The following is a 24944-nucleotide window of genomic DNA, read 5'->3' as shown; positions in this document are numbered from 1 at the left end:
TATCTCATAATAATGGGTCGGAACTCAATTATATAGACGATAAGTTGTCACAAATTTATAAAAATAATATGTGAATTTATTCACTATAGTGCTATACTAAACTTGTGATTAATTGAACAATAACTGGAGGAGTTATTATGTTAAAGGATCGAATCGCGAGAAATGAGGCATGGGAAGGGTTCGTAACAGGTCAATGGAGCGAAAAGGTGGATGTCAGAACGTTCATCCAACTCAACTATACGCTATACGAAGGTACAGATGAATTTTTGGCGGGTCCTACTAAAGCAACGGAGCATCTATGGAAACAAGTAATGGAATTGTCGAAAGAGGAACGCGAACGGGGCGGTATGTGGGATATGGATACAAAGGTCGTCTCCACCATTACTTCCCATGGGGCAGGCTACCTTGATAAGAAGCTGGAAACGGTTGTCGGTTTTCAGACTGAAAAACCATTCAAGCGATCTATGCAGCCATTCGGTGGTATAAGAATGGCAAAAGCGGCATGTGATGCTTATGGATACGAACTGGATAAAGAGACTGAAAGAATTTTTACGAACTACCGTAAGACCCATAATCAGGGCGTATTCGATGCCTACTCGAAAGAAATGATGGCATGTCGCAAGGCCGGTATTATCACTGGTCTTCCCGATGCCTATGGACGCGGTAGAATCATCGGAGACTATCGTAGAGTCGCTCTGTATGGTGTTGATTTCCTCATGACCGAGAAAAAGAAAGAATATGACAGCATGACGAGCGTCATGACTGAGGAGATCATTCGTCTGCGTGAAGAGATGTCGGAACAGTATCGTGCACTTTCAGAACTCAAGAGTCTGGGTGAGACTTACGGTTTTGATCTCTCCCGTCCAGCACGTGATTTCAAGGAAGCAGTCCAATGGACATATCTTGCATACCTCGCAGCTGTCAAAGAACAGAACGGTGCAGCGATGAGTCTAGGTCGTACATCAACTTTCTTGGATATATATGCATCCCGTGATATCGAGGCAGGAATGCTCACCGAAACCGAGGTACAGGAAATCATAGATCACTTCATCATGAAACTACGTCTCGTGAAATTTGCCCGCACCCCCGATTATAATGAATTGTTTTCTGGCGATCCGACCTGGGTGACAGAGTCCATTGGTGGTGTCGGCATCGATGGCCGCCCGCTTGTAACGAAAAACTCATTCCGTTTCCTGCATTCATTGGATAATCTGGGGCCTGCACCGGAACCAAACCTGACGGTCCTATGGTCCGAACAGCTGCCTGCGAACTTCAAGACCTATTGTGCGAAGATGAGTATTAGAACAAGCTCCATTCAGTATGAGAATGATGATCTGATGCGCGAGAGCTACGGAGACGACTACGGTATTGCATGCTGCGTGTCTGCAATGCGGATCGGCAGACAGATGCAGTTCTTTGGCGCCCGAGCAAATCTGGCAAAGACACTGCTTTACGCAATCAACGGAGGCAAGGATGAGAAATCCGGTGCCCAGGTCGGTCCTGCATTTTCATCCATCACATCAGAAGTGCTCGATTACGAAGAGGTGGATAGAAAGTTCGATGTAATGATGGAATGGCTTGCTGGTGTCTATATCAATTCTCTTAATGTCATTCATTACATGCATGACAAGTACAGCTATGAAAGAATCGAAATGGCGCTGCACGACACCGACGTGCATCGGACGATGGCTACCGGTATTGCAGGGTTGTCGGTCGTAGCCGATTCCTTGTCTGCGATCAGATATGCCAAAGTGAGGCCGATTCGCAATGAATCAGGTATCGCGATTGACTTCGAAGTGGAAGGCAACTACCCGAAATACGGCAATAACGATGCGCGTGTCGACGATATCGCTATCAGTCTGGTCGAACGCTTTATGGCAAAGCTTCGCAAACACCGCACTTATCGTGATGCAGAACATACAATGAGCGTCCTGACCATTACGTCAAATGTTGTTTATGGCAAGAAAACCGGCAATACACCGGATGGACGGAAGGCTGGCGAACCGTTTGCACCAGGTGCAAATCCAATGCACGGGCGAGATCAGAAAGGCGCATTGGCCTCATTATCGTCCGTTGCCAAATTGCCATATGACAGTTGTAAAGACGGCATTTCCAATACATTCAGTATTGTACCGAAGTCACTCGGCAAAGAGGAAAGGATCCAGGAATTGAACTTAGTCGGAATTCTTGATGGCTATGCCATGCAGCATGGACATCACTTGAATATCAACGTATTCAATAGGGAAACGCTAATCGATGCGATGGCCCACCCTGAGGAATACCCTCAGCTGACCATCCGTGTCTCCGGGTACGCCGTCAATTTCATCAAATTGACGAGAGAACAGCAGCTGGATGTCATTGCACGTACGTTCCACGAAAAAATGTAGAAATCAATAGATGGGCAGGGGTTTGTCATGGTCAAAGGAAATCTTCATTCTGTAGAAAGTCTCGGTACGCTGGACGGTCCAGGGCTGCGCTATGTACTGTTTACGCAAGGGTGTCTGCTGAGGTGCTTATTCTGCCATAATCCAGACACCTGGAAAATGAGGGGGGCATCAAGAGTTGTTACTGTAGAGGAGATGGTCGAGGAGATAAAGCCTTATATGCCCTACTTCAAAGCTTCAGGAGGCGGCGTGACCGTCAGCGGTGGAGAACCGCTTCTGCAACTCTCTTTTCTGACTGCTCTTTTCAAAGAACTGAAGGCTCTAGGCATCCACACATGCATTGATACATCGGCTGGCTGCGTAGACGACAGTGAAGCCTATATGAAGGAAATGGATGACTTGCTCAAGTATACGGATCTCCTACTCCTTGATATCAAGCATATTGATAGTGAAAAACATACCAGACTCACCACTAAGCCCAATACACAGATTCTCAAATTTGCAGAGCGCCTCTCTGAACGGGGTCAGCCAATCTGGGTGAGGCACGTGCTCGTACCCGGTCTCACCGATGATCCGGAAGACCTGGCCAATCTGGGCAAGTTCCTCAACGCACTCGGCAATGTACAGAAGTTTGAAATCCTGCCCTATCACCAGCTCGGTGTCCATAAGTGGGAAGCCCTTGGTGTACCCTATAAGCTGAATGATATCGAACCTCCAGTCGAGGCGGATGTCGAATGTGCCTATAAATTAGTTGATTTCGATGGAAAAACCGCATCGGTGGTATGAGTCGGCTCTGGTAAGCAACTGGTTTGTCATGAACTTGAGTAAAAAGATATGATTAGAATGAACCACTTATAGAAAGGGAGTTTTAATCATGGCAGGTTTTACTGAACTTGGAAAGTCAGGCATCAAGGTTCATCCCATTGCTCTAGGTGCAAACGCAGTCGGCGGTCATAATCTGTATCAGAATCTCGATGAAGCGTCAGGTCGTCAGGTCGTCAGGGATGCAATTGATGCAGGTGTCACTTTGATCGATACAGCCTATATATACGGACCGGAACGTTCCGAAGAACTGGTTGGTGAAGTCGTCAAGGAATACAATCGTGAAGACATCGTCATAGCTACAAAAGCGGCACATGCATTTGATGAGTCAGGCGAACAGTATTTCGACAACTCTCCGGAATTTTTAAGACAATCTGTAGAAGATGCACTTAAAAGACTGCAGACCGACTACATCGATCTTTTCTATATCCATTTTCCTGATGAAGACACGCCGAAGGATGAAGCAGTAGAAGTTTTGGCTGAATTGAAGTCACAAGGTAAAATACGCTCAATCGGAGTATCCAACTTCTCCATTGAACAGTTGCGAGAAGCCAATAGTAATGGACATGTGGATGTTTACCAAGGACAATATAATCTGTTTGATCGTTCGGCAGAGAAAGATCTGCTCGAATATACAGCGGAAAATCAGATCACCTTTGTTCCCTACTTCCCACTGGCTGCAGGTCTACTAGCAGGAAAGTATGATGAAAATACCAAATTTGAAGATTTGAGAGCAGATCTTCCCTTCTATAAGGAGGAACAGTTCAAGGAAAACTTGAGAAAAGTCGACGAACTTAAAAAGATAGCAGAAGATAAAGGTGAAGCAGTCGCGCATATTGTGCTCGCATTCTACCTTACCCGCCCTTCAATAGATCTTTTGATACCAGGCGCTAAAAATGGTGAACAAATCCGTTCCAACATGAGGGCCGCTGAAATCGAGCTGACTGAATCGGAAATCAAGAGAATCGATGAAATATTTTCCTAATCATTCTTTATGGTCTCGATGCTAAACGGATAGTATAAAAGAAGCCTCGGATGGTATCATCCGAGGCTTCTTTTATATGGCATATTTATATTTTTACAACTTGTTTGCCAAAGTTTTTACCTTCGAAGAGGTCACGGAAAGCTTTTGGTATGTTTTCGAATCCTTCTTCCACTGAAACTTCTGTGTGGATTTTATCGTTACGAACCCATTCAGCAAGTTCTTTTCCAGCCGCTTGGAAATCATCCTTGTAGTTGCCGATGACAAAACCTTGCATCAAGGCTTGTGTCTTTACAAGTATGCCTTGGACACGTTGGCCAATATCTTCTCCTGTATTATTGTAGCTAGAAATTGTACCGCATACAGGTACGCGTGCAAAAGTATTGAGGTGTTTAAGAACGACATCAGAGACTTCTCCGCCGACATTCTCAAAGTAGACGTCGACGCCGTCTGGTACTGCAGCTTCAAAGGAGGCCGCAAAATCATTCGACTTGTAGTCGATGCCTGCATCGAAGCCGAGTGTTTCAGTTAGGTATTTCACTTTTTCATCGCCACCGGCAATGCCAACGACTCTTGCCCCTTTTATCTTCGCAATCTGACCGACTACAGACCCAACAGCACCTGAGGCGGCTGAAACGACAACCGTCTCCCCCTCTTTAGGCTGTCCTATCTTCAATAGTCCGTGGTAAGCCGTTTGTCCAGTCATACCGAGTGTGCTCAAGTAAAGGTGAAGCGGCACATCTGTATTCTGTATTTTTGTAACGCGATTCGTTGCAACGGCGATATAACGTTGCCATGGAAGCACCCCAACAACGTAATCTCCTTCTTCGAAATCATTGTCTTTTGATTCTACAATTTCTCCGACGATGTGACCTTCGAGCGGTTTATCCAGTTCATAAGGTGCGACATATGATTTAGCATCGGACATCCGTCCACGCATATAAGGGTCAACAGAGACATACAAAGCTTTAATCAGCACTTCTCCTTCAGCTGGTTGCTTGACCTCGGTATCTTCAAAGCGGAAAACGTCATCTCCAGGTACACCTTCCGGTCTTTTCGCAAGGACGATCTGTTCATTTTTCATGTGATTTACCTCCATTTAAGTACGTTCATGTCTATTGTAGAGCTCATACTGCTTTATGCCAAAGATATTGATTTGATATGTGATTAAAGCCGTCATACTTTGGGCAGTGTAGTCGCCTCAAATATCGATTCACTTGATGGGAGAATCGCTCATAGCCATTAGATTCGCTGTTCTTAGGAAAGTAAGTATAATCGAGTATGCAGGCAAATCTTTGTGTGCCGCCCCTTAATATACTAGGTCATCTTAGGATATTACATTCTACCGAGGTCGAAAGGCGGTCTTCTGTGTAGATCGAATTGATCATATTGTACAAGGTGGAAACGTAAAAGTAAGCGTACCGTTATCTGTTGGTTTACGTATAAAAACATGCGCGGGGTTCGTGCCCGCGCATGTTTTTATTTAAAGATCGAGATGCCGGTAGAGTGTTGCTCGGCTTATATTCGTCTGTTGTTTAATTTCATCCAATGTGTATTCTTTAGACATATACATTTTAATTGCCTGTTTAATATTATCATCACTACGTTTCGGCCGGCCTAATTGTTTTCCTTTAGTAGCCGCTTCATTCATTCCGAGACGTGTCCTGAATTTGACGACATCGCTTTGGAACTCTGAAATGAGATTAAGTGAATGTCTGAAAGTAAAAGTATTTTCAGAGTCGATGACGAGCTCCTTATTTAAGATAGTAATCACCACGCCTTTATTGATAGCTTCGTTAATTAGATCTACCAATTGTTTTGTAGAATCAGCAAGAATAAAAAAATCAGTAACAAATAATGTATCGCCTGATTGAATAGAAGACATCAGAGATTCCAGTTGCTCTCTTCTTTTAGTCTTATCATGCGCTTCTTGATATACATAATCGACCGTTGTGTGCAGTATCTTCTTCTGCTGCTCGATTGAATCGTTAAGTTCAACAGGTCTGACATATCCGTACTTCATTTCAAACACTCCTAATCATTCAACTGGGAATTGTTAATCTCAAAAGGGGGTATACATATGAAACTTTGGCAATTATAATAGACTCTATGAATTATAAAATAGGAGCGTAAAAAATGATAGATACTTTAAAAAAAGAATGGTTAACTGATCCAAAAACCAATATACTGGCGGGTATTGTTGTTGCACTGGCTCTGATTCCGGAAGCCATCGCCTTCTCGATCATCGCGGGTGTTGATCCGATGGTCGGACTCTACGCATCTTTCGTCATTGCCGTATCGATTTCGTTTCTTGGAGGCCGTCCTGCAATGATTTCTGCAGCGACCGGGGCGATTGCACTGCTCGTTACGCCTTTAGTCAGCGAGTATGGTGTGGAATATCTGCTTGCTGCAACTTTGTTGATGGGTCTAATCCAGCTTGTCCTCGGTATCCTCAAAATAGGTAAACTGATGAAGTTCATTCCAAAATCGGTCATGCTTGGTTTCGTCAACGCACTCGCTGTGCTAATATTCACTGCTCAGATTGAGCATATTTTTGGGATTTCAATTACCACATATGTTTATGTTGCATTAACATTGCTTATCGTTTACTTGTTGCCGCGTATATTCAAAGCACTGCCGGCACCACTTATCGCGATTGTCGTGCTGACAGCAATCTATATGTTTATGGGGGCTGAAGTCAGGACGGTAGGAGATCTTGGCACAATTGAACGTTCATTGCCGAGCTTCATTGTTCCAGACGTACCTTATACGCTCGAAACCCTGAGAATCATTTTGCCATTCTCCGTCTCCATGGCGATTGTCGGCCTTGTTGAAAGTCTTCTGACGGCGAAAATCGTAGATGACGCAACAGATTCTTTCAGTAGCAAAAACCGTGAATCTCGAGGGCAAGGCATATCGAATATCATTGCAAGCTTTTTTGGTGGTATGGGTGGTTGTGCCATGATTGGCCAATCAATCATTAATGTCGGATCAGGTGCAACAACGAGACTCTCGACGTTCACTGCAGGGACTTTTTTGATCTTCCTGATCATCGTACTCGGTGACCTGGTCGTACAAATACCGATGCCGATTCTAGCAGGTATCATGGTGATGGTTGCCATCGGTACATTCGACTGGGGTTCGTTCAAATACATGGTCCGAGCACCGAGAACCGATGCGATAGTCATGATTGTAACCGTGGCAGTCGTACTTATGACACATAATCTCGCCATCGGTGTCGTCACTGGTGTCATCTTGAGTGCCCTCTTTTTTGCAACAAAGATATCCAATGTTGAAGTTGAGAGAACTGAGGGAGATAATGGAGTAAGGTATCGTTTCAACGGACAGGTTTTCTTTGCATCTGTTGATACGATGATGAATCAGATCAATCTTGATGAAGAGAACAAAGTAATCGAACTTGATTTCACCCATGCGCATATCTGGGACGATTCGGGTGTTGATGCCATCGATTCAATGGTTACCAAACTGAAACGCAAAGGGAATCGGGTCTCCATTAGAAATCTCAACAAGGACAGCCGTAAAATCATTAACGAACTCAGCATGGTCAATAAGGAAGAACTGATATAAGGGGGAGTTTGAATGTATAAAGCAATTTTGCTTGCAGCCGACGGTTCTGAAAACAGCTACAGAGCTGCCCAGGAAGCAAAAAAATTCTATCATGAAGGTGCCACAATCACCATTCTCAATATTATCGGATATGCAGATTCCAAAGCAGATGTGCTTCACGGATCAAATAGTAAGAGTCTTGAAAGAGAACGACTCGAGAAGCTTGCAAAGATCACTGGATTCTTTGATGAAAACGACATTCACTACGAAACACTTCTCGAGCACGGAGAACCTAAAGAAACTGTTGTCAAAGTTGCCAACTCTGGTGCGTTCGACATAGTGCTACTGGGTACAAGAGGACTCAACAGTCTCCAAGAAATGGTGCTTGGCAGCGTCAGCCACAAGGTTGCCAAACGAGCGAATATTCCTGTGATGATAGTAAAGTAATAAAAAAGGGTAGGAGACAGAGACGGAATTGAGAACACGATGCCGGCTCTGTCTTTTTATAAATCTATATACCCACCCGGCACCCTGCTGCCGATGTTTTAAAGAAAGGGTGAATCGAACATGGAAATACCATTAATACTGGTGATTGTAATATTCATCAGTTTAGGGATACTCAGCCAATGGCTCGCTGCAATGATTAAATGGCCACCGATTGTAGTAATGTCCATTGTAGGACTGCTCGTCGGACCAGGACTGCAGCTGGTCAACCCGCAAGAAATGATAGGTAGTGAACTATTCACTACAATCGTGTCACTTGCTATAGCCATTATTCTGTTTGAAGGTAGTAGCAATCTGGACTACAGAGAACTTCCAGGTGTGTCTAAAGCTGTTACCCGAATCATCACTATCGGAGCAGTATTGTCTTGGCTACTTGGAGCTTTAGCCATGTATCTCATACTAGGGTTCCCGTGGTCCATTTCATTTGTAATGGGAGGGCTGTTCATAGTGACAGGTCCTACTGTCATTCAGCCGCTACTCAAGCAGGCTAAGGTCAAAAATTCGGTGAATTCTATATTAAGATGGGAAAGTATAATTGTGGATCCAATCGGTCCACTTTTCGCTCTTTTTGCATTCTATATGTTTCAGATTATAAACGAAGGTTTTGGTCTCGCCTACCTTATGGATTACATCATTGGCTTTGCTGTAGCTTTCATCCTTGGCCTTGGTGCCTCTTATTTGTTCAGATGGCTGATTAAGAGAGATTTCATTCCTCAAAACTTGATGGCACCGATCCAGTTCATTTTTATACTGCTGATCTTTAGCATTAGCCACACTATCCTTCATGAATCGGGTCTGCTCGCTGTGACCATTTTTGGTCTTGCTATGGCACGGCTTAAAAATCATAGTCTAATCTACAAGGAATCGGATCATTTTATAGAGGAAATGACTCTGATACTGCTTTCAACTGTCTTTATTTTAATCACTTCGTCTCTGACACGAGAAGTTCTGGGTGAAGTACTCAATTGGCAACTTGTAATCTTCTGCGTGACCATGATTTTAGTGGTCCGGCCATTATATGTCTTCCTCTCGACCATCAATACTGAAATATCTCTGAGAGAACGCTCTTTTATATCTCTTGTGGCACCTAGAGGAATTGTTGCTCTCGCTGTAGCAGAATTCTTTTCTAGTCTGTTCATTGGAGAAGAGGTCCCTATGGCGGACTTTATCGTGCCTGTTACTTTCGGTTTCGTATTCGTAACAGTTGTTATCTACGGATTCAGCTTCAAGCCGTTGAGCAAGTGGTTGAAGCTCTCTAGTACTAATCCACCAGGGGTCATCATTCTTGGTGAGAACAGATTCTCCTTGGCTCTAGCAAACAAACTAAAGAAACACGACATTCCAGTGCTCATTTCAGATCTTTTAAATTCGGATACAAAGAAAGCCCAAGACTATGGACTGGAAACGTTCGAAGGTAATCTTCTTTCCAAGGAAGAGCGTATCCGGGTGGATCTTACGGAGTATACGCAATGTCTGTTGCTAACGCGCTCCTATACTTTTAACCACCTCGCATTCAATGAACTTTCACAAGAATTCGGGTTGAGAAATGTAGGTATGCTACCGCCACCTGTAGAAAGTGAAAGAGCTCGCGATAAAATAGAGCCAGTCATCAGACACCATATACTTTTCGACGACGCGTTTAACTACTATTGGTATAGCCAATTTATAGACAAGTACGAAATAACCGAAGTGGAGGCTTCTGATTCCGGGAGTATTACAGAAGACGATATTGTGCTCTATCATATCGACGAGAATAAGAATACTACGTTTAAAACGATTATTGGTGAACTGAGTTATACAGAAAATGGCATAATAGGTGTCCTTAAAGATGCACATAAGGTCAAGAATAATAAGAAAGACGCAGAAGACTAATCTTCTGCGTCTTTCCTATTATCTGAAAAATGTCGTCCATTTTTCTTAAGGTCTATTTCGCGCCCTTTCCATTCTACTTTCTTGAACAGATGGACACGTACGAAGGAAGCTCCGTAAACATGGAAGAAAAAGAGAATATACAAGGGATAGAACAATGCTAAGAGCCAAGGAAGGCGAATCAGGCGCTGGCACATCCATTTGAACTGAATGGCGTATATGAGATAAAGAACTAAAGGAAGTCCAATCATGCCGAAACTACTGAACCAAGTCGCAATAATATAGATCGGCAAAGTAATGCCTGCACCAATCCAAATCATTATCATCATCATAACCCAAGGCTGAGCGTTACTAGCTCCAATTGCGATATGTTTTTTCCATCCATTAACGACGGAGCCTAGTCCTTCTGGATACATCCTGAAATGCAATACGCCATACCCCATATATAATGTGATAGGGAGACCTTTGTCTTGATAGCCTTGGTGGATACCCATGCCTTCTATTATAGTCTCCCGGGCGTTCCGATGTCCGCCTGTAAGTCTGTAATCATTGCGGTTAGTCATCAGAAAAGGTCCAAAGACGGAGTCTGTGTGTCCGCGTTCTTTGAAGAGAGAAAATATGTTCATGCCGAGTACGGTAACAATATTAAAAAGTGCGGAAAAGGTCTCATATGTTTTCTCTGTATGGTGATACGGCTGAACTGAAAGTACACCACTATTTTTCTGATGTCGATACTGGGCGATTATGCGCATCAGTGAGGTCTCATCTGAAAGAACTGTGTCTGCATCCATGAATATAAATGTATCGTACTGTGCGTACTGTGAACCGTGATGACATGCATGACTCTTACCACGCCATTCTCCTGTTGGAACTGCGACGACTTCTGCATTGAATTCACGGGCAATATCTCGAGTTCCATCGGTCGACCCGTCGTCTGCCACAATCACTTCAACGGTCAGTCCTTGTTGCTTATCTATGCTGCGTAGCAGGTTGGGAAGATTGTGTGCTTCATCGCGTGCTGGGATGATGATAGTAACACATCGTCCTTGATCCGTTTTTTTTTGAATGAGTTGTGGACGGGCAAAAACAATCCAGCCAGAAATCATACAGATCAGAGTAGGTATCGTCCAGACTAGATGCCAAATCATATCATTTTCCATTTCTTTCTCTATCTGCAATCATTGCACCCACTTGTTGGCCACTCAGTGTGACCATCGGCATACCGCCTCCTGGATTAACTGTACCGCCGACAAAATAGAGATTGGAAATATCCTTTGCTTTTTTAGGATGCTTGAATCCTCTATTCTTTTTTCGATCGGATATCGTACCATATATCGCCCCATGGTCTGAAAAGTAGAGAGATTGTATATCGTGCGGAGTGAGCATGTATTCTGAAACGATATGCTTCCTAAGGTCCGTCAGTCCCATATCTTCGAGCTTTTTTAAGACAGTTTCCCTGAACGCAAGATAGTCAGCTTTGGTGTATTCCTTTTTCTGAAGAGCCGGGATATGAGGAAGTATTTTTAAATTTTCATATCCTTCAGGCGCTTGCGAAGCGTCCGTCTTGTTTGTATTCACAAGGTAGATGGTTGGATCGCTCGGCATTATTTTTTTGTTGAACACTTCTTCATAATTCTTTTTTGAATTTCTGGAAAAGAAGAAATTGTGATGACTGAGTTGTGGATACGTACGGTCTACGCCCAAGTGGAGAACGAGTCCCGAGCTCGCAGGCTCAAACTTGTTTTCAAGAGATGTCAGGTTCCTAGGTGGAGTATCTAGAATACGGCGATAGAATGGCAATACTTCCATATTGGAGACGATGTAGTCTGCACTTACTTTGCTGCCGTCTTCAAGCACGATATGCTGAATTTCTTTCTCATTATTGGTAACAGCAGTTTTTATAGCCTGACCAGTATGTATTTTCACACCAATATCGCGAGCCAGTTGAGCGATGCCTTCTGCCAACTTATGCAGACCTCCCTTGACATACCATACACCCTGCTCGTATTGCATATGAGCCATCATATTCAGTACTGCTGGAGCGTTATAGGAACTAGAGCCAACATACTTGATGAAATATCCAAGCATATCTCTCAAATGAGGGTTACTAACACGTTTATTTATGCCTTGCTGCATGGTTGAGAAATAGTCGAATCCCCTCAGAGCCGTCAATGGTCCGTGAAACCGGATGATTGAACGAATGTCATCCAGCCCTCTTTCGAAATAACCGGGCAGTGTCAATCGATCAATTTTCCCTGCATAATCTAGAAATTTACGATACTCTTTTAAATCTTGATCCGTGAGTTCAGGGTTCTCGAACGCCATCTGTTCTAGGTCCTTATACAGGTCAATCCGTCTCCCATCAGTGAAAAAGGAACGCCATTGTAACGGCAGTTCCTCGATTTCAACGTAGTCTTCCATTGTTTTACCACTTTGAGTGAACAATCGTTCAAATATGTAGGGCATGGTGAGTAGAGAGGGGCCGAGGTCAAAACCGAAACCATTCTGTTCGTGGCGGTTAAGTTTACCTCCGAGGTGTTCATTTTTTTCATACAGACTGACGTCAAAACCGTTCTGGCTCAATGTGATGGCCGCAGATAAGCCGCCTAGTCCAGCTCCTATAACCAGCGCTGTCTTATTTCCAGTCATAAATCTTCCGCCTCTCAAACATTTTTTATTTTTTTCAAAAACCGCATTTCTTCATTCCTAATTTTCATTTTTCGTGTCATGGAGACAACATTCCGCTTTGTAAAGCAATCGTAACGATTCTTACGCACTTCATTTAGAATTTCTCGATAGACAGATAATGACATCAAAAGTGGTAGCTGTGCTTCCTTTTTGTAATGACTGATCTCATCTCTAAAGCTGTCATATAATGCTTCTGCTTCGGCGGCAAGGTCTTCCCATACGTCAACGAAAGCCTGGTCAGCTCTTCCCTGTTCAATCTGATTCATAGAACAACCGTGGCGTTTCAACGTGGTCGTCGGTATGTAAACACGCCCATGTTGTCTAAAGTCTTCTCCGACATCTCTCAATATATTGGTGAGCTGCATTGCTACTCCAAGTTTCTCTGCGTTAACTTTTCGTTCGGCTGATGGATCATTGCACAATATTGGCAAAAGCAACCTGCCGACAGATCCCGCAACATGATTGCTGTAGTGAATGAGTGCCTCCAAATTTTCTGGCTGTTCGAAGCTTACATCCATTTCTTGGCCTCTGATTTGAGCATAGAGCATGGATTCGTCAATATCATAGCGGTCACATGTATCTTCTAATGCGCGCCACATTGGCGTATCAGGTCGATTCCCAGCAAGGAATGCGTTTAGTTCCGATTTCAGCTTGTCGAGATTTTCTAAGCGATGTGCTTTATCACTTGCATGGTCAATAGCATCGTCTGCCATTCGGCAGAAGGCATAGATGGCATACACCGCTTTTGCATCCAGTTCGGGTAAGCTGGAGAAAGCATAGTAGAAGCTTTTGGAGTGTTCCTTTATTATGGACTCGCATATCTTGTAGTCGTTTTCCAGTGAGGGTGTGTGGGGTCCCATCATATCCTCATCTCCTATCGATGATTTTCATCCTTCAAAAGTTCTCCAACAGCAATCTTTGAAGACAATAGTACAATCGGTACACCAGCGCCTGGATGTGTGCTGCTTCCAGTAAAGTATAGATTGTCGCAGTGTGTCGCTTTACTTTGAGGACGCATATGATTACTTTGTGTCAAAGTTGGTCTAAGTCCGAAAGTTGCACCATTATAAGCATTGAAGCGACCTTCGAATTCATGGGGGGTCATTCTTTTCTCTGTAACAATCTCTTGATCAAAATCCGCCATTCCTGGAAGCATTTTTATTTTTTCAATGATCTTATCGCGATATAACTGCGTTATTTCATCAGTCCATTCGTATTTCATCGTAGAGAGGTCGGAGACTGGCATTAGTATATAAATGCCATCCTTATCTTTTGGAGCAAGAGAAGGATCAATTTTTGAAGCAACGTACATATAAAGTGACGGGTCCTCAAGTATGTCACCATCAAAAATTTGGTTGATGTTCGTGTCGAGATCTTCTGAAAAAACAAAGTTGTGCACATTGTCAATCTCAGGATATTTTCTATCCATGCCTAAGTAAAGCACGAAACAGGAACACGAATAATCCATTTTATCTATCTTCTCATCCACGTATTTGCCTTTATGTTCCGGCTTTTCTACAAGATGTTTTAAAGCGTAAGGGAAGTCAGCATTACACATAACATAATCTGAAGGGACGAAAGTTCCATCTACTGAAACACCAATAGCCTTATTATCCTCTATGACAATACGTTCCACACTTGAATCGTATTCAACTTTACCTCCGAGCTCGAGGAACAGTCGTTCCATACCGGAAGCCATGGTACGCATGCCGCCCTTAATGAACCATACACCGTATAAAAATTCTATCATTGGGATAATAGTATAGAGCGAGGGTCCTTTAAAAGGAGATACACCGATGTAGAGGGTTTGAAAGCTTATCATCTGTCTCATACGTTTATCTTTGATATACTTCTTCATCAGATTTTCAGCGTTGCTCAGTGTACGCAATTTGAGCCCCTGTCCAATCATAAAGGGGTTATAGAAATCTTTCTGACTTCTGAATGGCCTTTGTAGAAAATGTTTTTTAGCAACGTTGAACCTTCCATACAGATCACTCAAGTATCTCATGAAGCCTTCAGCATCCTTATCACTGATCTCTTCAAACATTTCAATGTTTTTTACTAGATCGTTAGTGACCTGATATTGCTTGGTTCCGTTGTCGAAATATCCACTGTACATGGGATCAAGCCGCTGCATTGGGATATAGTCTTCAGGATCACGGCCCGCGAGTTCAAACACCTCTCTGTAAAGTTCAGGCATCATCACGATGGTAGGTCCAAGGTCGAAGTAATATCCATCGACGTCGATACGGTTCATCTTACCCCCTGGCGTAGACTCCTTCTCAAGGATAATGACATCATATCCTTCATTCTGTAGACGCACTGCACTTGCAAGTCCTGCAACTCCTGCACCGATAATAGTTATTGTTTTTGTCATTTTAATGGCTCCCTCGGGTATGTAGCGAACGCTGTTTCTGCCAAGAAAGAATTTCAGGGCTGAAAACAATCGAGCTTCTAGTGATTTCTTCCATACTTTTTGCATTGATCATAACGGAAATTTTGTCCATCTGGCGACGGAATTGATGAATATACTCAATCGCTGACTCAACACCATTATATTCCACCTTTTCGAGCATTGTCCGAGACATTCCTACCGCCTTGGCACCAAGAGCAAGACATTTCATGGCATCAAGCGGTGTTCTGACGCCTCCACTGGCTAGGATCGACATATCATCAACGAATGATTCAGCTTCGAGCAGCGAAATTGCTGTAGAAAGGCCCCAGTTTTTGAGGTAGTCCATGTCCTTATTCTCGCGACGAGTATTTTCTATTGAAGCGAAATTCGTACCACCTCTCCCGCTCACGTCTGCGTATTTAACACCGATATCTTTGAGGATCTGAAGTGTTTCCCTACTCATACCAAATCCAACTTCTTTAACAATGACAGGGACTTTGACGTGCTGTACGATGTTCTCGATATTACTACGCCATATATTAAAGTTGCGATCACCCTCTGGCATGATGAGTTCTTGTGGAGCATTGATATGGATTTGTAACGCATCTGCGTCAATCATCTCAATTGCACGCTCTGCACCTTCTAGCGAAACATCAGCCCCGACATTCGCAAAGATGAGACCATTTGGATTGCGACTTCTGACAATAGTGAAAGAATCTGCAAGTTCTGGGTGCTTCAGAGCAACATGCATGGAGCCGACTGCCATAGGTACTCCTGTGGCATTGGCAACTTCGGCTAGTTTGCCATTGATTGTTCGCGTCCATTCACTACCGCCTGTCATGGCATTGATGTAGAGTGGCTGGCTAATTTCTAGTGGACCGATACGAGTCGAAAGGTCTACTTCCTCCATATTGAAGGAAGGGATGGAGTGATGAACAAAATGAACATGGTTGAAATCAGAATCTATTCCATCAATATTCTGATTAAGAGCATGTCTAACGTGTTCGTCTTTTCTCTGGCTTCTCAAGTCGATCTCTCTATTCATTCCACTCAGCCTTCCTTTTCAATTTCTCTACTTTCAGATGGTTCACATGATTTAGCCACGGATGAACAATGGATTCCATAGACAAGTAGGTAATGGTAAGATTTTGTAGCTCCTCCTAACAAGAAGGGCGGCGACAGAGTGGAATCCAAGATATCAATTATACTGTATTTTATTTTTATCGTCTCTTTGTTCTGCCCTCCTGAGGAAATGATTCATCAGTAGTCAGTAGCACTTAAGATACTGTTGGTATTTATAATTATCAATGATATGTAAGGGTTTTGTAAAATGATAAGCGCACAATATAGTTTAAAATAACATTAAAATGGATGCTAAAACAAACATAAAATGGAATTTGAGATGAGGCTATTCGTAGTCGCCATAACGAGGACATATTATTAGAAGAACGATACATTGCTCCTTTTAACATTGTGAATTGCTGTATGTAGGTGTATATCATTATTTATATAACGCCGTTGCATCGTTATATAATAGACCGCTTCACTCACTCAAAATAGTATATTGTGAGTTGTAAAATAAAGAAAACTAAAAAATCCGCAGTTCTATATGAAAACTGCGAATTATCTCGTTTATTTCTTCATTTCATTCAGCTTATCAATGATAGTGTGAATCTCTGTACCGATGCTATTTTCAACAGCAGCTAAGAAACTACCCTCAACGATGGGTGCCTCGGAAATATGAAGTGTGTGATTGCCCTCATACATTTCTACTGCCATTTCAAGGTTCATTTTGCTGGAACCAATATCGTAGAAGCAAATCGTATCTTCCTGGACATATCTAAGCATATCATTGATCTGATCGACGCTAGTACCGATACCGCCATCCATGCCACCTGAGGCTTGAACAACTGTTTTTTTTGCCATTTGAGAAATGAGCGCTTTAGTCCCCTCAGCTATATCTCTACTGTGACTGATAATCAAAATTTCCGTCATTCTGCAACACCCTCTCCTAAGGCGTGGATAACATAGACAGCACTTTGTGCACCAGGGTCTATCGTGCCTCTCGATTGTTCTTTGAAATATGCAGCACGACCTTTGGTCGCCATCATCTCTTCTGTGTCTTGGGCCAAGGATTGAAGGTCATCGAGCTTGAGCGCACCGGTTTTACGTAGAAGCTCTGAGGATTTGGAAATGACATCGTACATTGTCTTCTCGCCCCCCTCTACCTTCCCCTTGCTGGCTACTGTAGCAGCAAAAGTATCTAGAATTTCAATTAGGTTTTCTTTGTCGATATCTTCTTTGGCGACTTCGCTCATTTTCACAAAGCTGAAACCATAAAGTGGTCCACTTGCTCCACCAATTGAACTCATTAAGGTCATCCCTGTCTGCCTCATAACTTCTGGGGCGGATCCTGCTGAGACTTTCTCGCTGACAGCCGAAAACCCTCGTTTCATATTTACGCCGTGGTCACCATCGCCAATTTCACGATCAAGACTTGTGAGCTCACTTTCCTTATTCTCAAAAACAGACTTCAATCCATGCATCTGTCGAAGCAGTTGGTCACCATTCACTTTTTAGAACCTCCTATTTGAAATATTTGGAATCAGTTTTTGCTTCTAGAGCATCCAAAACTGTTTGGTTCTCATCTAGGACAGTAAGCGAGAACCCTTGCATATCGAGTGCAGTCATATAGTCTCCAACGAGTAGTTTCGAAACAGTAACTTCGCGAGAGCTCAGGTTTTCCATCACATATTTTGCAGCTATGCTGAGCTCGCTATCCGGCGTACCACCCATACCGTTAACCATAACAATCAATCGTGAACTTTTTGTGTGCTTAAAAAGTTCTTCCAATAATCGGTTCACAATCTTATCTACAGTTTCCGACTTCTCACGGTATATTCCCTTTTCCCCGTGTATACCAATACCGATCTCCATCTCATCTTCAGCAAGATTAAAGCCATATTCTCCAGTGGTTGGAACTAAACAGGGTTCTATTGCCATACCGATGGAATAAAGGGTTTCCATCATTGTTTCCACTTTCTCGGTGATTTGATCTAACGACAAGTTCTGATCCGACAGGTACCCAGCATACTTATGGACAATGACAGTACCTGCAACCCCACGCCTCTGTTCTTCGTTGTCAATCGCTACGTCGTCTTTGACAATAATAGAAGCTACATTGTGGCCTTCTGCTTGTGCCATTTCCTGTGCCATTTCGAAGTTCATAACATCGCCACTGTAATTCTTAATAATGAGCAATACACCGTCTCCGTTATCTACTGCCTTTATTGCAGCGAGTACTTTATCTGGAGTTGGAGAAGTGAACACCTCTCCACACACCGCAGCATCTAGCATCCCTTCAGCAACATAGCCTGCGTGCGCTGGTTCGTGTCCACTTCCACCACCTGAAACAAGTGCAACACCACTCTTTTTCCTTTCCTTCCTCACTACAATCGTTTCTTCTAGGATTTCGATGTTCGAATCGCGCAATTTTAGTCCATCTAACATATCGCCCAAAAAATTTTCTCGTTGATTCACAAGTTTTTTCATTCCTTTTCCTCCTTCTCACCAATACTTATACCCCAATTCATAACGAATCGGGGTAGTATCGCTTATTATTTAAAATAACCTTTGATGGATTTGATTTCGAGAAATTCCTCGATGCCATAATCGCCCCACTCACGGCCGAGACCTGACTGCTTGTAGCCACCGAACGGCAAATCGGGACGACCTTTTGCACCATTAATCTCAACGGTACCTGCCTCAATACTGCGGGCAACGTGCTTGAGTGTCTCCATATCTTCACCAAATACATATCCAGCAAGGCCGTACTTCGTGTCGTTGGCAATTTTGATGGCCTCATCAAGATCTTTATATGTGATGACTGACATTACAGGTCCAAATATCTCCTCTTGTGCAATCGTCATGTCGTTTGTAACGTCAGAGAATATCGTTGGCTTAACATAGTACCCTTTATCTAGGGTTTCGGGTTGTCCACTACCGCCATAGAACAGAGTGGCCCCCTCTTTTGTCCCTTCTTCAATATAGGATTGGACTGTATCGAACTGCTTTCTACTGATTAATGGACCTATTGTCGTCCCCTCTTCACGTGGCTCACCTACTTTGACTTGCTCCATCTCCTGTTTCGCAGCTTCAAGAAAGGCTTCTTTTTTCGATTCAGGTATCAATGTCCTTGTCCCTGCAGTACACACCTGCCCAGAATTAGCAACGACTTTTCTTACTGCAAGTTTTGCAGCTTCCGCAATATCGGCGTCTTCTAAGATTATGAGCGGAGATTTACCACCCAGTTCAAGAGAGACCTTTTTAAAATCCTTACTTGCTTTTTCCATGATTTTGGAACCGGTAGGTCCGGATCCCGTAAAGGACATCATGCGTACTTTCGGATGTTCACTAAGTGGATCGCCGACACCTTCTCCGTTTCCATTAACGAGGTTGAAGACACCTTTCGGCACACCGGCCTTGTCGAAAATCTCAGCAAGTATAATTGCCGCAAATGGTGTTTCTTCGGACGGCTTCATAACGACAGGGCTACCAGCAGCGATGGCGCCTGCCAACTTCAGTGCGGTCTGGTTAGTTGGGAAGTTCCATGGTGTAATCAAACCAGCAACACCAATAGCTTCCTTGACGACCAAGTGCTCTCCTCTTTGTTCTTCGAACTCAAAAGTATCTAGCGCGTCTCTAGCAGCCTGAAAGTGGTTGAGTCCGGCTTGGTAGTGTGTTTCTTCGGACATTTTTAGTGGAGAGCCAAGTTCATCCGTAATCGTTTCAATCAGATCCTCCTTGCGATTTTCATACTCCGTCACAATCCGATCGAGCAGTGCGCGTCTATCCTCTACAGGTGTATGACGGAACTCCAGATAAACGGCGTGCGCCGCTTCTACGGCCTGGTTGACATCATCGGAATTCCCTTTAGCAATTCTACCGAATGCCTCGCCTGTGGCAGGGTTAATGACATCAATTGTTTCGCCACTATTACTATCGACCCACTCACCATTTATATACTGCTTTGTCTGGTTTCTCATTGTGTTATTCCCCTTTAAAGCTTTTATTTACTCTTCTTTTATCCTAAATGATACGGTTCTAATCATGGTGGCAAAAAAAATTAAAAAACAGGCCATCCCGATTGGGATAACCTGCTCTGTTCAGCATACTGAGTCATTGGATTTAGGCACTGAAAGACCAAAAAGCGGGCGAAGATAAAGTGCTAGGAATGTTCCTGCAAGTGCCAGTATTCCCCATATATAGCCATGTAGGCTGAATGATGCAATGCCACCGAAATATGCTCCGATATTGCATCCAAATGCAAGACGTGCACCGTATCCCATAAGCAGTCCACCAATAACGGATGCAGAAAAATTACCAAGTGTGATTTTGCTGAATCTGAACAAGCCACCCGCTGCTGAGGCAATAAAAGCACCAAGAATGACGCCGAAATTGAGGACAGTAGTAGAGTCTGCGAAAATTGAAGATTCCAGTGCTATAGCATTTTCGCCTTGCCAGTATCCCCAAGAAGCAACGTCTACACCGAATATATCTGCTATTTTTGATCCCCAGAGCGCAAAAGCTGATGTTATGCCCCAAGGTGTCCCTCGTGTCATCAATGTAAGGGCGTTAAGCACAGCCAGTGCGATGGCTGCTGCAAAAAGTGGCCAAGAACCTCTGAATACTCGCTTCCAACCCTGTGTGGTTGGTAGGGGGGCTATTCTGGGTGCCTTTCTCTTCTTTTCGATAAGGACCGTCACCCAAGCAATCAGGCCGAACAATATAATAGAAACGAGCCATGCCCCGCCGTAGCCGAAGCCTGTGGACGTGGCAAGTGAAATGGGTTCAAAGGCGGGCAATTCCTCAGTCCAAAAAGGTAAATGATACGCGCCAACTGTTGCACCTATGATGAAGAAAATCAAGGTGATGAACATGACCGTGCGTCCGCCACCGATGGCATAAAGCGTCCCCGAGGCACATCCCCCGCCGAGCTGCATGCCGATGCCGAATATAAAGGCCCCGACAATCAGGCTGATGCCGACCGGCGAGACGTAGCCAGCGACTTCTTGGCCAAAGAATGAAATTCCAAATGCAAGGATTGGAGCGAACAACGTGACAGCAACAGCCAACATGAGCATATGAGCACGTAGTGCCTGACCGTTGCCGACGGACATCATGCGCCTAAATGCAGAAGTAAAACCGAAGCGCGCATGAAATAATGTAAACCCGAGAAGCAATCCGAGGAGCATGAGTATGGGCTGGGCGATTGATTGTGTAACGGCAAGATATATAAATAGCATAGAGCTAGCAATGAGCCCACCGCTAACAAGCAACTTTTGAGGCGGATCGAGAGTGAGGGAGCGGCGTGCTACCGGATCTCTCACTTCATTTACTGGTTGGACCTTAGTCGACATGGATAGAACCCCTTTTGTAAAGAAAAGTTTGTTTAATATCTGGACATTTTATTATATCCTAGTATTTAGGTCAAGAATTAAGTGTGACAGATGAACAAAGTATTTTCTGCACACAGCACAATTGTAGTGAAACAGAAAAGAAGGTATAATATTGAAGCATTAGGATGCTGGATCTGCACACTCGGGACAGCAATGAGAAAAGTGCCTTGCACAAATGAAGTCGGAGGTATTCAAGTGGCGAAGTTATACTACCGGTATGGGACGATGCAGAGCAACAAAAGTAATCAGATTATTACGACTCATCACCAATATACAACGCAGGGGAAGCAGTGCCTTGCTTATTCCACCCCTATAGACACAAGAAGCGGATATAGAAAAATCAAGTCCAGAATTGGTCTTGAACTGGTATGTGAGTATGTGACAGAAACCATATACCAAGATGTGAAAGCTCTCCACGAGAAGAATCAGGTGCATGCGGTAGTCGTCGACGAGGCGCAGTTTCTGTCGAAAAGGGACGTTTATCGTCTAAGTGATATCGCGGACGAGCTCGACATTCCTGTCATATGTTTTGGTTTAAAGACGGATTTCCGCAACCAACTGTTTACAGGGAGCCAAGTGCTGCTTGAACTGGCAGATGCGATTGATGAACTGAAGACGATCTGCCAGTTCTGTAATAAGAAAGCGACGTTGAATATGCGGCTTCTCGGTGGCAGTCCGACCAATGTTGGTGAAACGATACAGATTGGCGATGAGGAGTACGTACCGGTCTGCAGAAAATGTTATAAAGAAAGACTTGGTTTGGACTGAAGGTTCCTTGGCTGCAGATGGTCTGACTGGTTGAACCATTCCTCGTGCATTGGTAGCGGAACTCACTCTGTAGAAGGATAAAATTTGAAACAGGATTGCTGAAAGAATATTTTAGTTCCTTCTATCTTGTGAGGGTTTATGTGATGTTATTGAAATCCGACAGCAAATGAAGGAATTGAAACCGTGGAGGTACATTTTATGATAGAGATGATGGGGGTTTCTAAATCTTTTCTCGGCAAGGAAGGTCAGTTCAAAGCCGTGGATGATGTTAATGTGTCTATTAGGGAGCGGGAGATATTCGGCATTATCGGTGAAAGTGGCGCCGGTAAGTCGACATTGATGCGTTTTATCAATGCTTTGGAGACACCAGACTCCGGCCAAGTTATAGTCGGGGGCGCGACAGTCAATAAACTTAAAGGAAGAAATCTCAGGAATCACCAAAAGGATATAGGGATGATATTCCAACATTTTAACCTCCTAGCTAACAAAACAGTGATGGACAATATTCTTCTGCCTCTGAAGTTGCATAAGTATGACCAAGCCCTAACCATCGATGAGGTTCTAAATTTTACTGGTCTTGCCGATAAGCGCGATAGTTACCCCGCTGAACTTTCTGGAGGCCAAAAGCAACGTGTTGGTATCGCAAGAGCGCTTATTACACGTCCGCGCATACTGTTATGCGATGAGCCTACTTCTGCGCTCGATGAAAATACAACCTACGAAATTACAGATGTTCTCAATAAAGCACGGGACGAATACGATATGACCGTTGTCATTGTCACTCATGAATTGGGTGTAATAAAAGCTCTGTGTCATCGGGCAGCAGTTTTAGAGAAAGGGAAGCTTGTGGATACAATAGATATTGTGCGGGAGAGCGGACCGCGATCGAGCCAGTCGTATTATGAACGTATAATGGAAGTGCTGAGAAATGAGTAGCTTCAACCTCTATATTGAGCGTGTTGTCGAATATGCACCGAGATTATCTGAGAGCCTAGTCGAAACGGGAATCATGATGATATTTGCTATGGTCGCCGCAATCTTACTAGGCCTTCCTCTCGGTACGCTGCTCTATCTTACCTCTAAGGGGAAACCGATGGAGAACAAGCTTCTTTACCAACTGGCTAATATATTCGTCAACATTGTGCGCTCATTTCCATTTCTTCTGTTGGTCGTTGTTATGCAACCATTAATCCGACTGCTTTACGGCCGTGCTACAGGAGACCCAGTTGCAGCCTCATTCCCCATGATGCTTATTGCGATTGCGCTTTATGCGAGGTTTGTAGAACAGTCTCTCCACGATGTACCAAGAGGTGTGACGGAAACGGCACAATCCATGGGAGCAACGACATCTCAGCTCGTATGGAAATTCCTGTACGTTGAGGCAAGAAGCTCTCTCATCATCGGATTCACTACGGCCTTCGTCAGTTTCATCTCCTACTCCACCATCATGGGTGTAGTCGGTGGTGGCGGCATTGGTGATTTTGCTATCCGTTACGGATACCAAAGATATGAAACAGATATTATGTATACTGCGATCGTTGTGATCATCATATTTGTTATCCTAGCCCAGTGGCTTGGATTGAAGATTGCCAGAAAGTTAGATAAAAGATAAAAGTAGAAGGAGATTATTAATATGTTGAAAAAAGGATTATTACTAAGTGGATTTGCATTGCTTCTGGCCGGATGTGGCGGACAAGAAAGTACACAGGAAGCGCCAGAAGATAGCAGTGCTTCTGAAGAGGAAGTCGTCATACAAGTGGCATCCCATCTCCCTCCAATGACGGATATCGTAGAGATTGCCGGAGATGCGATAGAAGCACCATACGAAGTCGAACTGGTCGAAGTATCAGATAACATCCAATACAATGAAGCGCTTCTCAATGAAGAAGTCGATGCCAACTTTGCACAACATCAACCTTTCATGGAAATATTCAATGAAGAGCGCGATGCCGATCTAGTAGCACTACAGCCGCTTTACAATGCGATTGTCGGTTTCTATTCGCCTGTATATGATTCCATAGAATCGCTAGAGGATGGCGCAGAGGTTGCAATACCTTCAGATGCAACAAATGAAGCCCGTGCACTGATGATTCTCGACCATCACGGCATCATTACCTTGGAGTCTGGAGCCGAGCACAGTGCAAGTGTCGATGATATTGTAGAGAATCCATACAACCTGGAGTTTACGCATGTCGATCTTCTTAATCTGACGGGTGCATATGAAGATGGCGTCGAGCTTGTTTTCAACTATCCAACTTACATCTCAAGTATCGATCTCACGCCTGAAGATGCGGTACTGCTTGAAGAAGACGAGGATAATACGTTTGCTATTCAGCTTGTGGCACGTGAAGATAACCAGGACTCAGAAGCAATCCAGGCACTCAGGGAAGCATTCACTTCACAAGAAGTATATGACTACCTGAACGGGTTGAGTGAAGAAGACCACCTTGAACCAGCCTTCCAAGTGGAAGAATAGTCTGGATATACTGAGCATGTATGTGCTATAG

Annotated in this window: 22 protein-coding genes; 10 read left to right on the top strand and 12 right to left on the bottom strand. The window is 43.8% G+C overall.

The genetic code is table 11. The features are described from left to right. Positions 1-137: 137 nt before the first annotated feature. The 3 genes from pflB (at position 138) to ACFOJ8_RS11530 (ending at position 4191) form a co-directional block, all read left to right on the top strand. Positions 138-2387, top strand: coding sequence for a formate C-acetyltransferase (gene pflB / locus ACFOJ8_RS11540; RefSeq protein ID WP_380650789.1), 2250 nt, complete (start codon positions 138-140; stop codon positions 2385-2387). A 27-nt stretch (positions 2388-2414) separates the two neighbouring features. Continuing rightward, positions 2415-3170 (top strand): pyruvate formate-lyase-activating protein, encoded by a 756-nt coding sequence (gene pflA / locus ACFOJ8_RS11535; protein ID WP_380650787.1) that lies wholly within the window; start codon positions 2415-2417, stop codon positions 3168-3170. A gap of 88 nt (positions 3171-3258) precedes the next feature. Continuing rightward, positions 3259-4191: an aldo/keto reductase gene (locus ACFOJ8_RS11530; protein ID WP_380650785.1), complete on the top strand. Its 933-nt coding sequence runs from the start codon at positions 3259-3261 to the stop codon at positions 4189-4191. An 85-nt stretch (positions 4192-4276) separates the two neighbouring features. On the opposite strand, the gene ACFOJ8_RS11525 is transcribed toward ACFOJ8_RS11530, so the two are convergent. Then, the gene (locus ACFOJ8_RS11525) at positions 4277-5272 is read right to left on the bottom strand and encodes an NADP-dependent oxidoreductase (protein WP_380650783.1); all 996 of its coding nucleotides are present in this window, start codon (positions 5270-5272) and stop codon (positions 4277-4279) included. A 399-nt stretch (positions 5273-5671) separates the two neighbouring features. After that, positions 5672-6211 carry a recombinase family protein gene (locus ACFOJ8_RS11520; protein WP_380650781.1) on the bottom strand — a complete coding sequence of 180 codons (540 nt, stop codon included), beginning with the start codon at positions 6209-6211 and terminating at the stop codon, positions 5672-5674. A gap of 113 nt (positions 6212-6324) precedes the next feature. Here ACFOJ8_RS11520 and ACFOJ8_RS11515 point away from each other — a divergent pair, with 113 nt between their 5' ends. The 3 genes from ACFOJ8_RS11515 (at position 6325) to ACFOJ8_RS11505 (ending at position 10131) form a co-directional block, all read left to right on the top strand. After that, positions 6325-7776 (top strand): SulP family inorganic anion transporter, encoded by a 1452-nt coding sequence (locus tag ACFOJ8_RS11515; protein ID WP_380650779.1) that lies wholly within the window; start codon positions 6325-6327, stop codon positions 7774-7776. A gap of 12 nt (positions 7777-7788) precedes the next feature. Next, a complete protein-coding gene (locus ACFOJ8_RS11510) occupies positions 7789-8202 on the top strand; it encodes a universal stress protein (protein ID WP_380650777.1) in 414 nt (137 codons plus the stop codon). Positions 8203-8322: 120 nt separating this feature from the next. Beyond that, positions 8323-10131, top strand: coding sequence for a cation:proton antiporter (locus ACFOJ8_RS11505; RefSeq protein ID WP_380650775.1), 1809 nt, complete (start codon positions 8323-8325; stop codon positions 10129-10131). Here ACFOJ8_RS11505 and ACFOJ8_RS11500 read toward each other — a convergent pair. From ACFOJ8_RS11500 to ACFOJ8_RS11455, 10 genes are all read right to left on the bottom strand, one after another. Then, the gene (locus ACFOJ8_RS11500) at positions 10128-11306 is read right to left on the bottom strand and encodes a glycosyltransferase family 2 protein (protein WP_380650773.1); all 1179 of its coding nucleotides are present in this window, start codon (positions 11304-11306) and stop codon (positions 10128-10130) included. The genes ACFOJ8_RS11505 and ACFOJ8_RS11500 overlap by 4 nt on opposite strands. Further along, positions 11278-12777, bottom strand: a complete 1500-nt coding sequence (locus ACFOJ8_RS11495) for a phytoene desaturase family protein (protein WP_380650771.1) — start codon at positions 12775-12777, stop codon at positions 11278-11280. Before ACFOJ8_RS11495 ends, ACFOJ8_RS11500 begins: the two co-directional genes overlap by 29 nt. Positions 12778-12791: 14 nt before the next feature. After that, positions 12792-13679, bottom strand: a complete 888-nt coding sequence (locus ACFOJ8_RS11490; protein WP_380650769.1) for a phytoene/squalene synthase family protein — start codon at positions 13677-13679, stop codon at positions 12792-12794. Positions 13680-13690: 11 nt separating this feature from the next. Next, positions 13691-15193, bottom strand: coding sequence for a phytoene desaturase family protein (locus ACFOJ8_RS11485; RefSeq protein WP_380650767.1), 1503 nt, complete (start codon positions 15191-15193; stop codon positions 13691-13693). A gap of 1 nt (position 15194) precedes the next feature. Further along, positions 15195-16256 (bottom strand): type 2 isopentenyl-diphosphate Delta-isomerase, encoded by a 1062-nt coding sequence (gene fni, locus ACFOJ8_RS11480; protein WP_380650765.1) that lies wholly within the window; start codon positions 16254-16256, stop codon positions 15195-15197. Positions 16257-16843: 587 nt separating this feature from the next. Beyond that, positions 16844-17206, bottom strand: a complete 363-nt coding sequence (dhaM, locus tag ACFOJ8_RS11475) for a dihydroxyacetone kinase phosphoryl donor subunit DhaM (RefSeq protein WP_380650763.1) — start codon at positions 17204-17206, stop codon at positions 16844-16846. Then, positions 17203-17784, bottom strand: coding sequence for a dihydroxyacetone kinase subunit DhaL (gene dhaL / locus ACFOJ8_RS11470; protein ID WP_380650761.1), 582 nt, complete (start codon positions 17782-17784; stop codon positions 17203-17205). Before dhaL ends, dhaM begins: the two co-directional genes overlap by 4 nt. Before the next feature lie 13 nt (positions 17785-17797). After that, on the bottom strand, positions 17798-18763 hold the full coding sequence (dhaK, locus tag ACFOJ8_RS11465; RefSeq protein ID WP_380650759.1) for a dihydroxyacetone kinase subunit DhaK: 966 nt from the start codon (positions 18761-18763) through the stop codon (positions 17798-17800). Positions 18764-18828: 65 nt separating this feature from the next. Then, positions 18829-20256, bottom strand: a complete 1428-nt coding sequence (locus tag ACFOJ8_RS11460) for an aldehyde dehydrogenase family protein (RefSeq protein ID WP_380650757.1) — start codon at positions 20254-20256, stop codon at positions 18829-18831. Positions 20257-20376: 120 nt separating this feature from the next. After that, positions 20377-21630 carry a YeeE/YedE family protein gene (locus ACFOJ8_RS11455; RefSeq protein WP_380650755.1) on the bottom strand — a complete coding sequence of 418 codons (1254 nt, stop codon included), beginning with the start codon at positions 21628-21630 and terminating at the stop codon, positions 20377-20379. Positions 21631-21720: 90 nt separating this feature from the next. On the opposite strand from ACFOJ8_RS11455, the gene ACFOJ8_RS11450 reads away from it, so the two are divergent. From ACFOJ8_RS11450 to ACFOJ8_RS11435, 4 genes are all read left to right on the top strand, one after another. Next, positions 21721-22437: a thymidine kinase gene (locus ACFOJ8_RS11450; protein ID WP_380650753.1), complete on the top strand. Its 717-nt coding sequence runs from the start codon at positions 21721-21723 to the stop codon at positions 22435-22437. 198 nt (positions 22438-22635) lie between these two features. After that, a complete protein-coding gene (locus ACFOJ8_RS11445; RefSeq protein WP_380650751.1) occupies positions 22636-23373 on the top strand; it encodes a methionine ABC transporter ATP-binding protein in 738 nt (245 codons plus the stop codon). Next, a complete protein-coding gene (locus tag ACFOJ8_RS11440) occupies positions 23366-24049 on the top strand; it encodes a methionine ABC transporter permease (protein WP_380650749.1) in 684 nt (227 codons plus the stop codon). Before ACFOJ8_RS11445 ends, ACFOJ8_RS11440 begins: the two co-directional genes overlap by 8 nt. A 21-nt stretch (positions 24050-24070) precedes the next feature. Next, the gene (locus tag ACFOJ8_RS11435; protein WP_380650747.1) at positions 24071-24913 is read left to right on the top strand and encodes a MetQ/NlpA family ABC transporter substrate-binding protein; all 843 of its coding nucleotides are present in this window, start codon (positions 24071-24073) and stop codon (positions 24911-24913) included. Positions 24914-24944 lie beyond the last annotated feature (31 nt).

Source organism: Salinicoccus sesuvii, assembly GCF_042648145.1.
GTDB classification, from domain to species: Bacteria; Bacillota; Bacilli; order Staphylococcales; family Salinicoccaceae; genus Salinicoccus; species Salinicoccus sesuvii.
The sequence above is the reverse complement of the archived record's forward strand: the minus strand, read 5'-3'. Positions and strand labels throughout refer to the sequence as shown.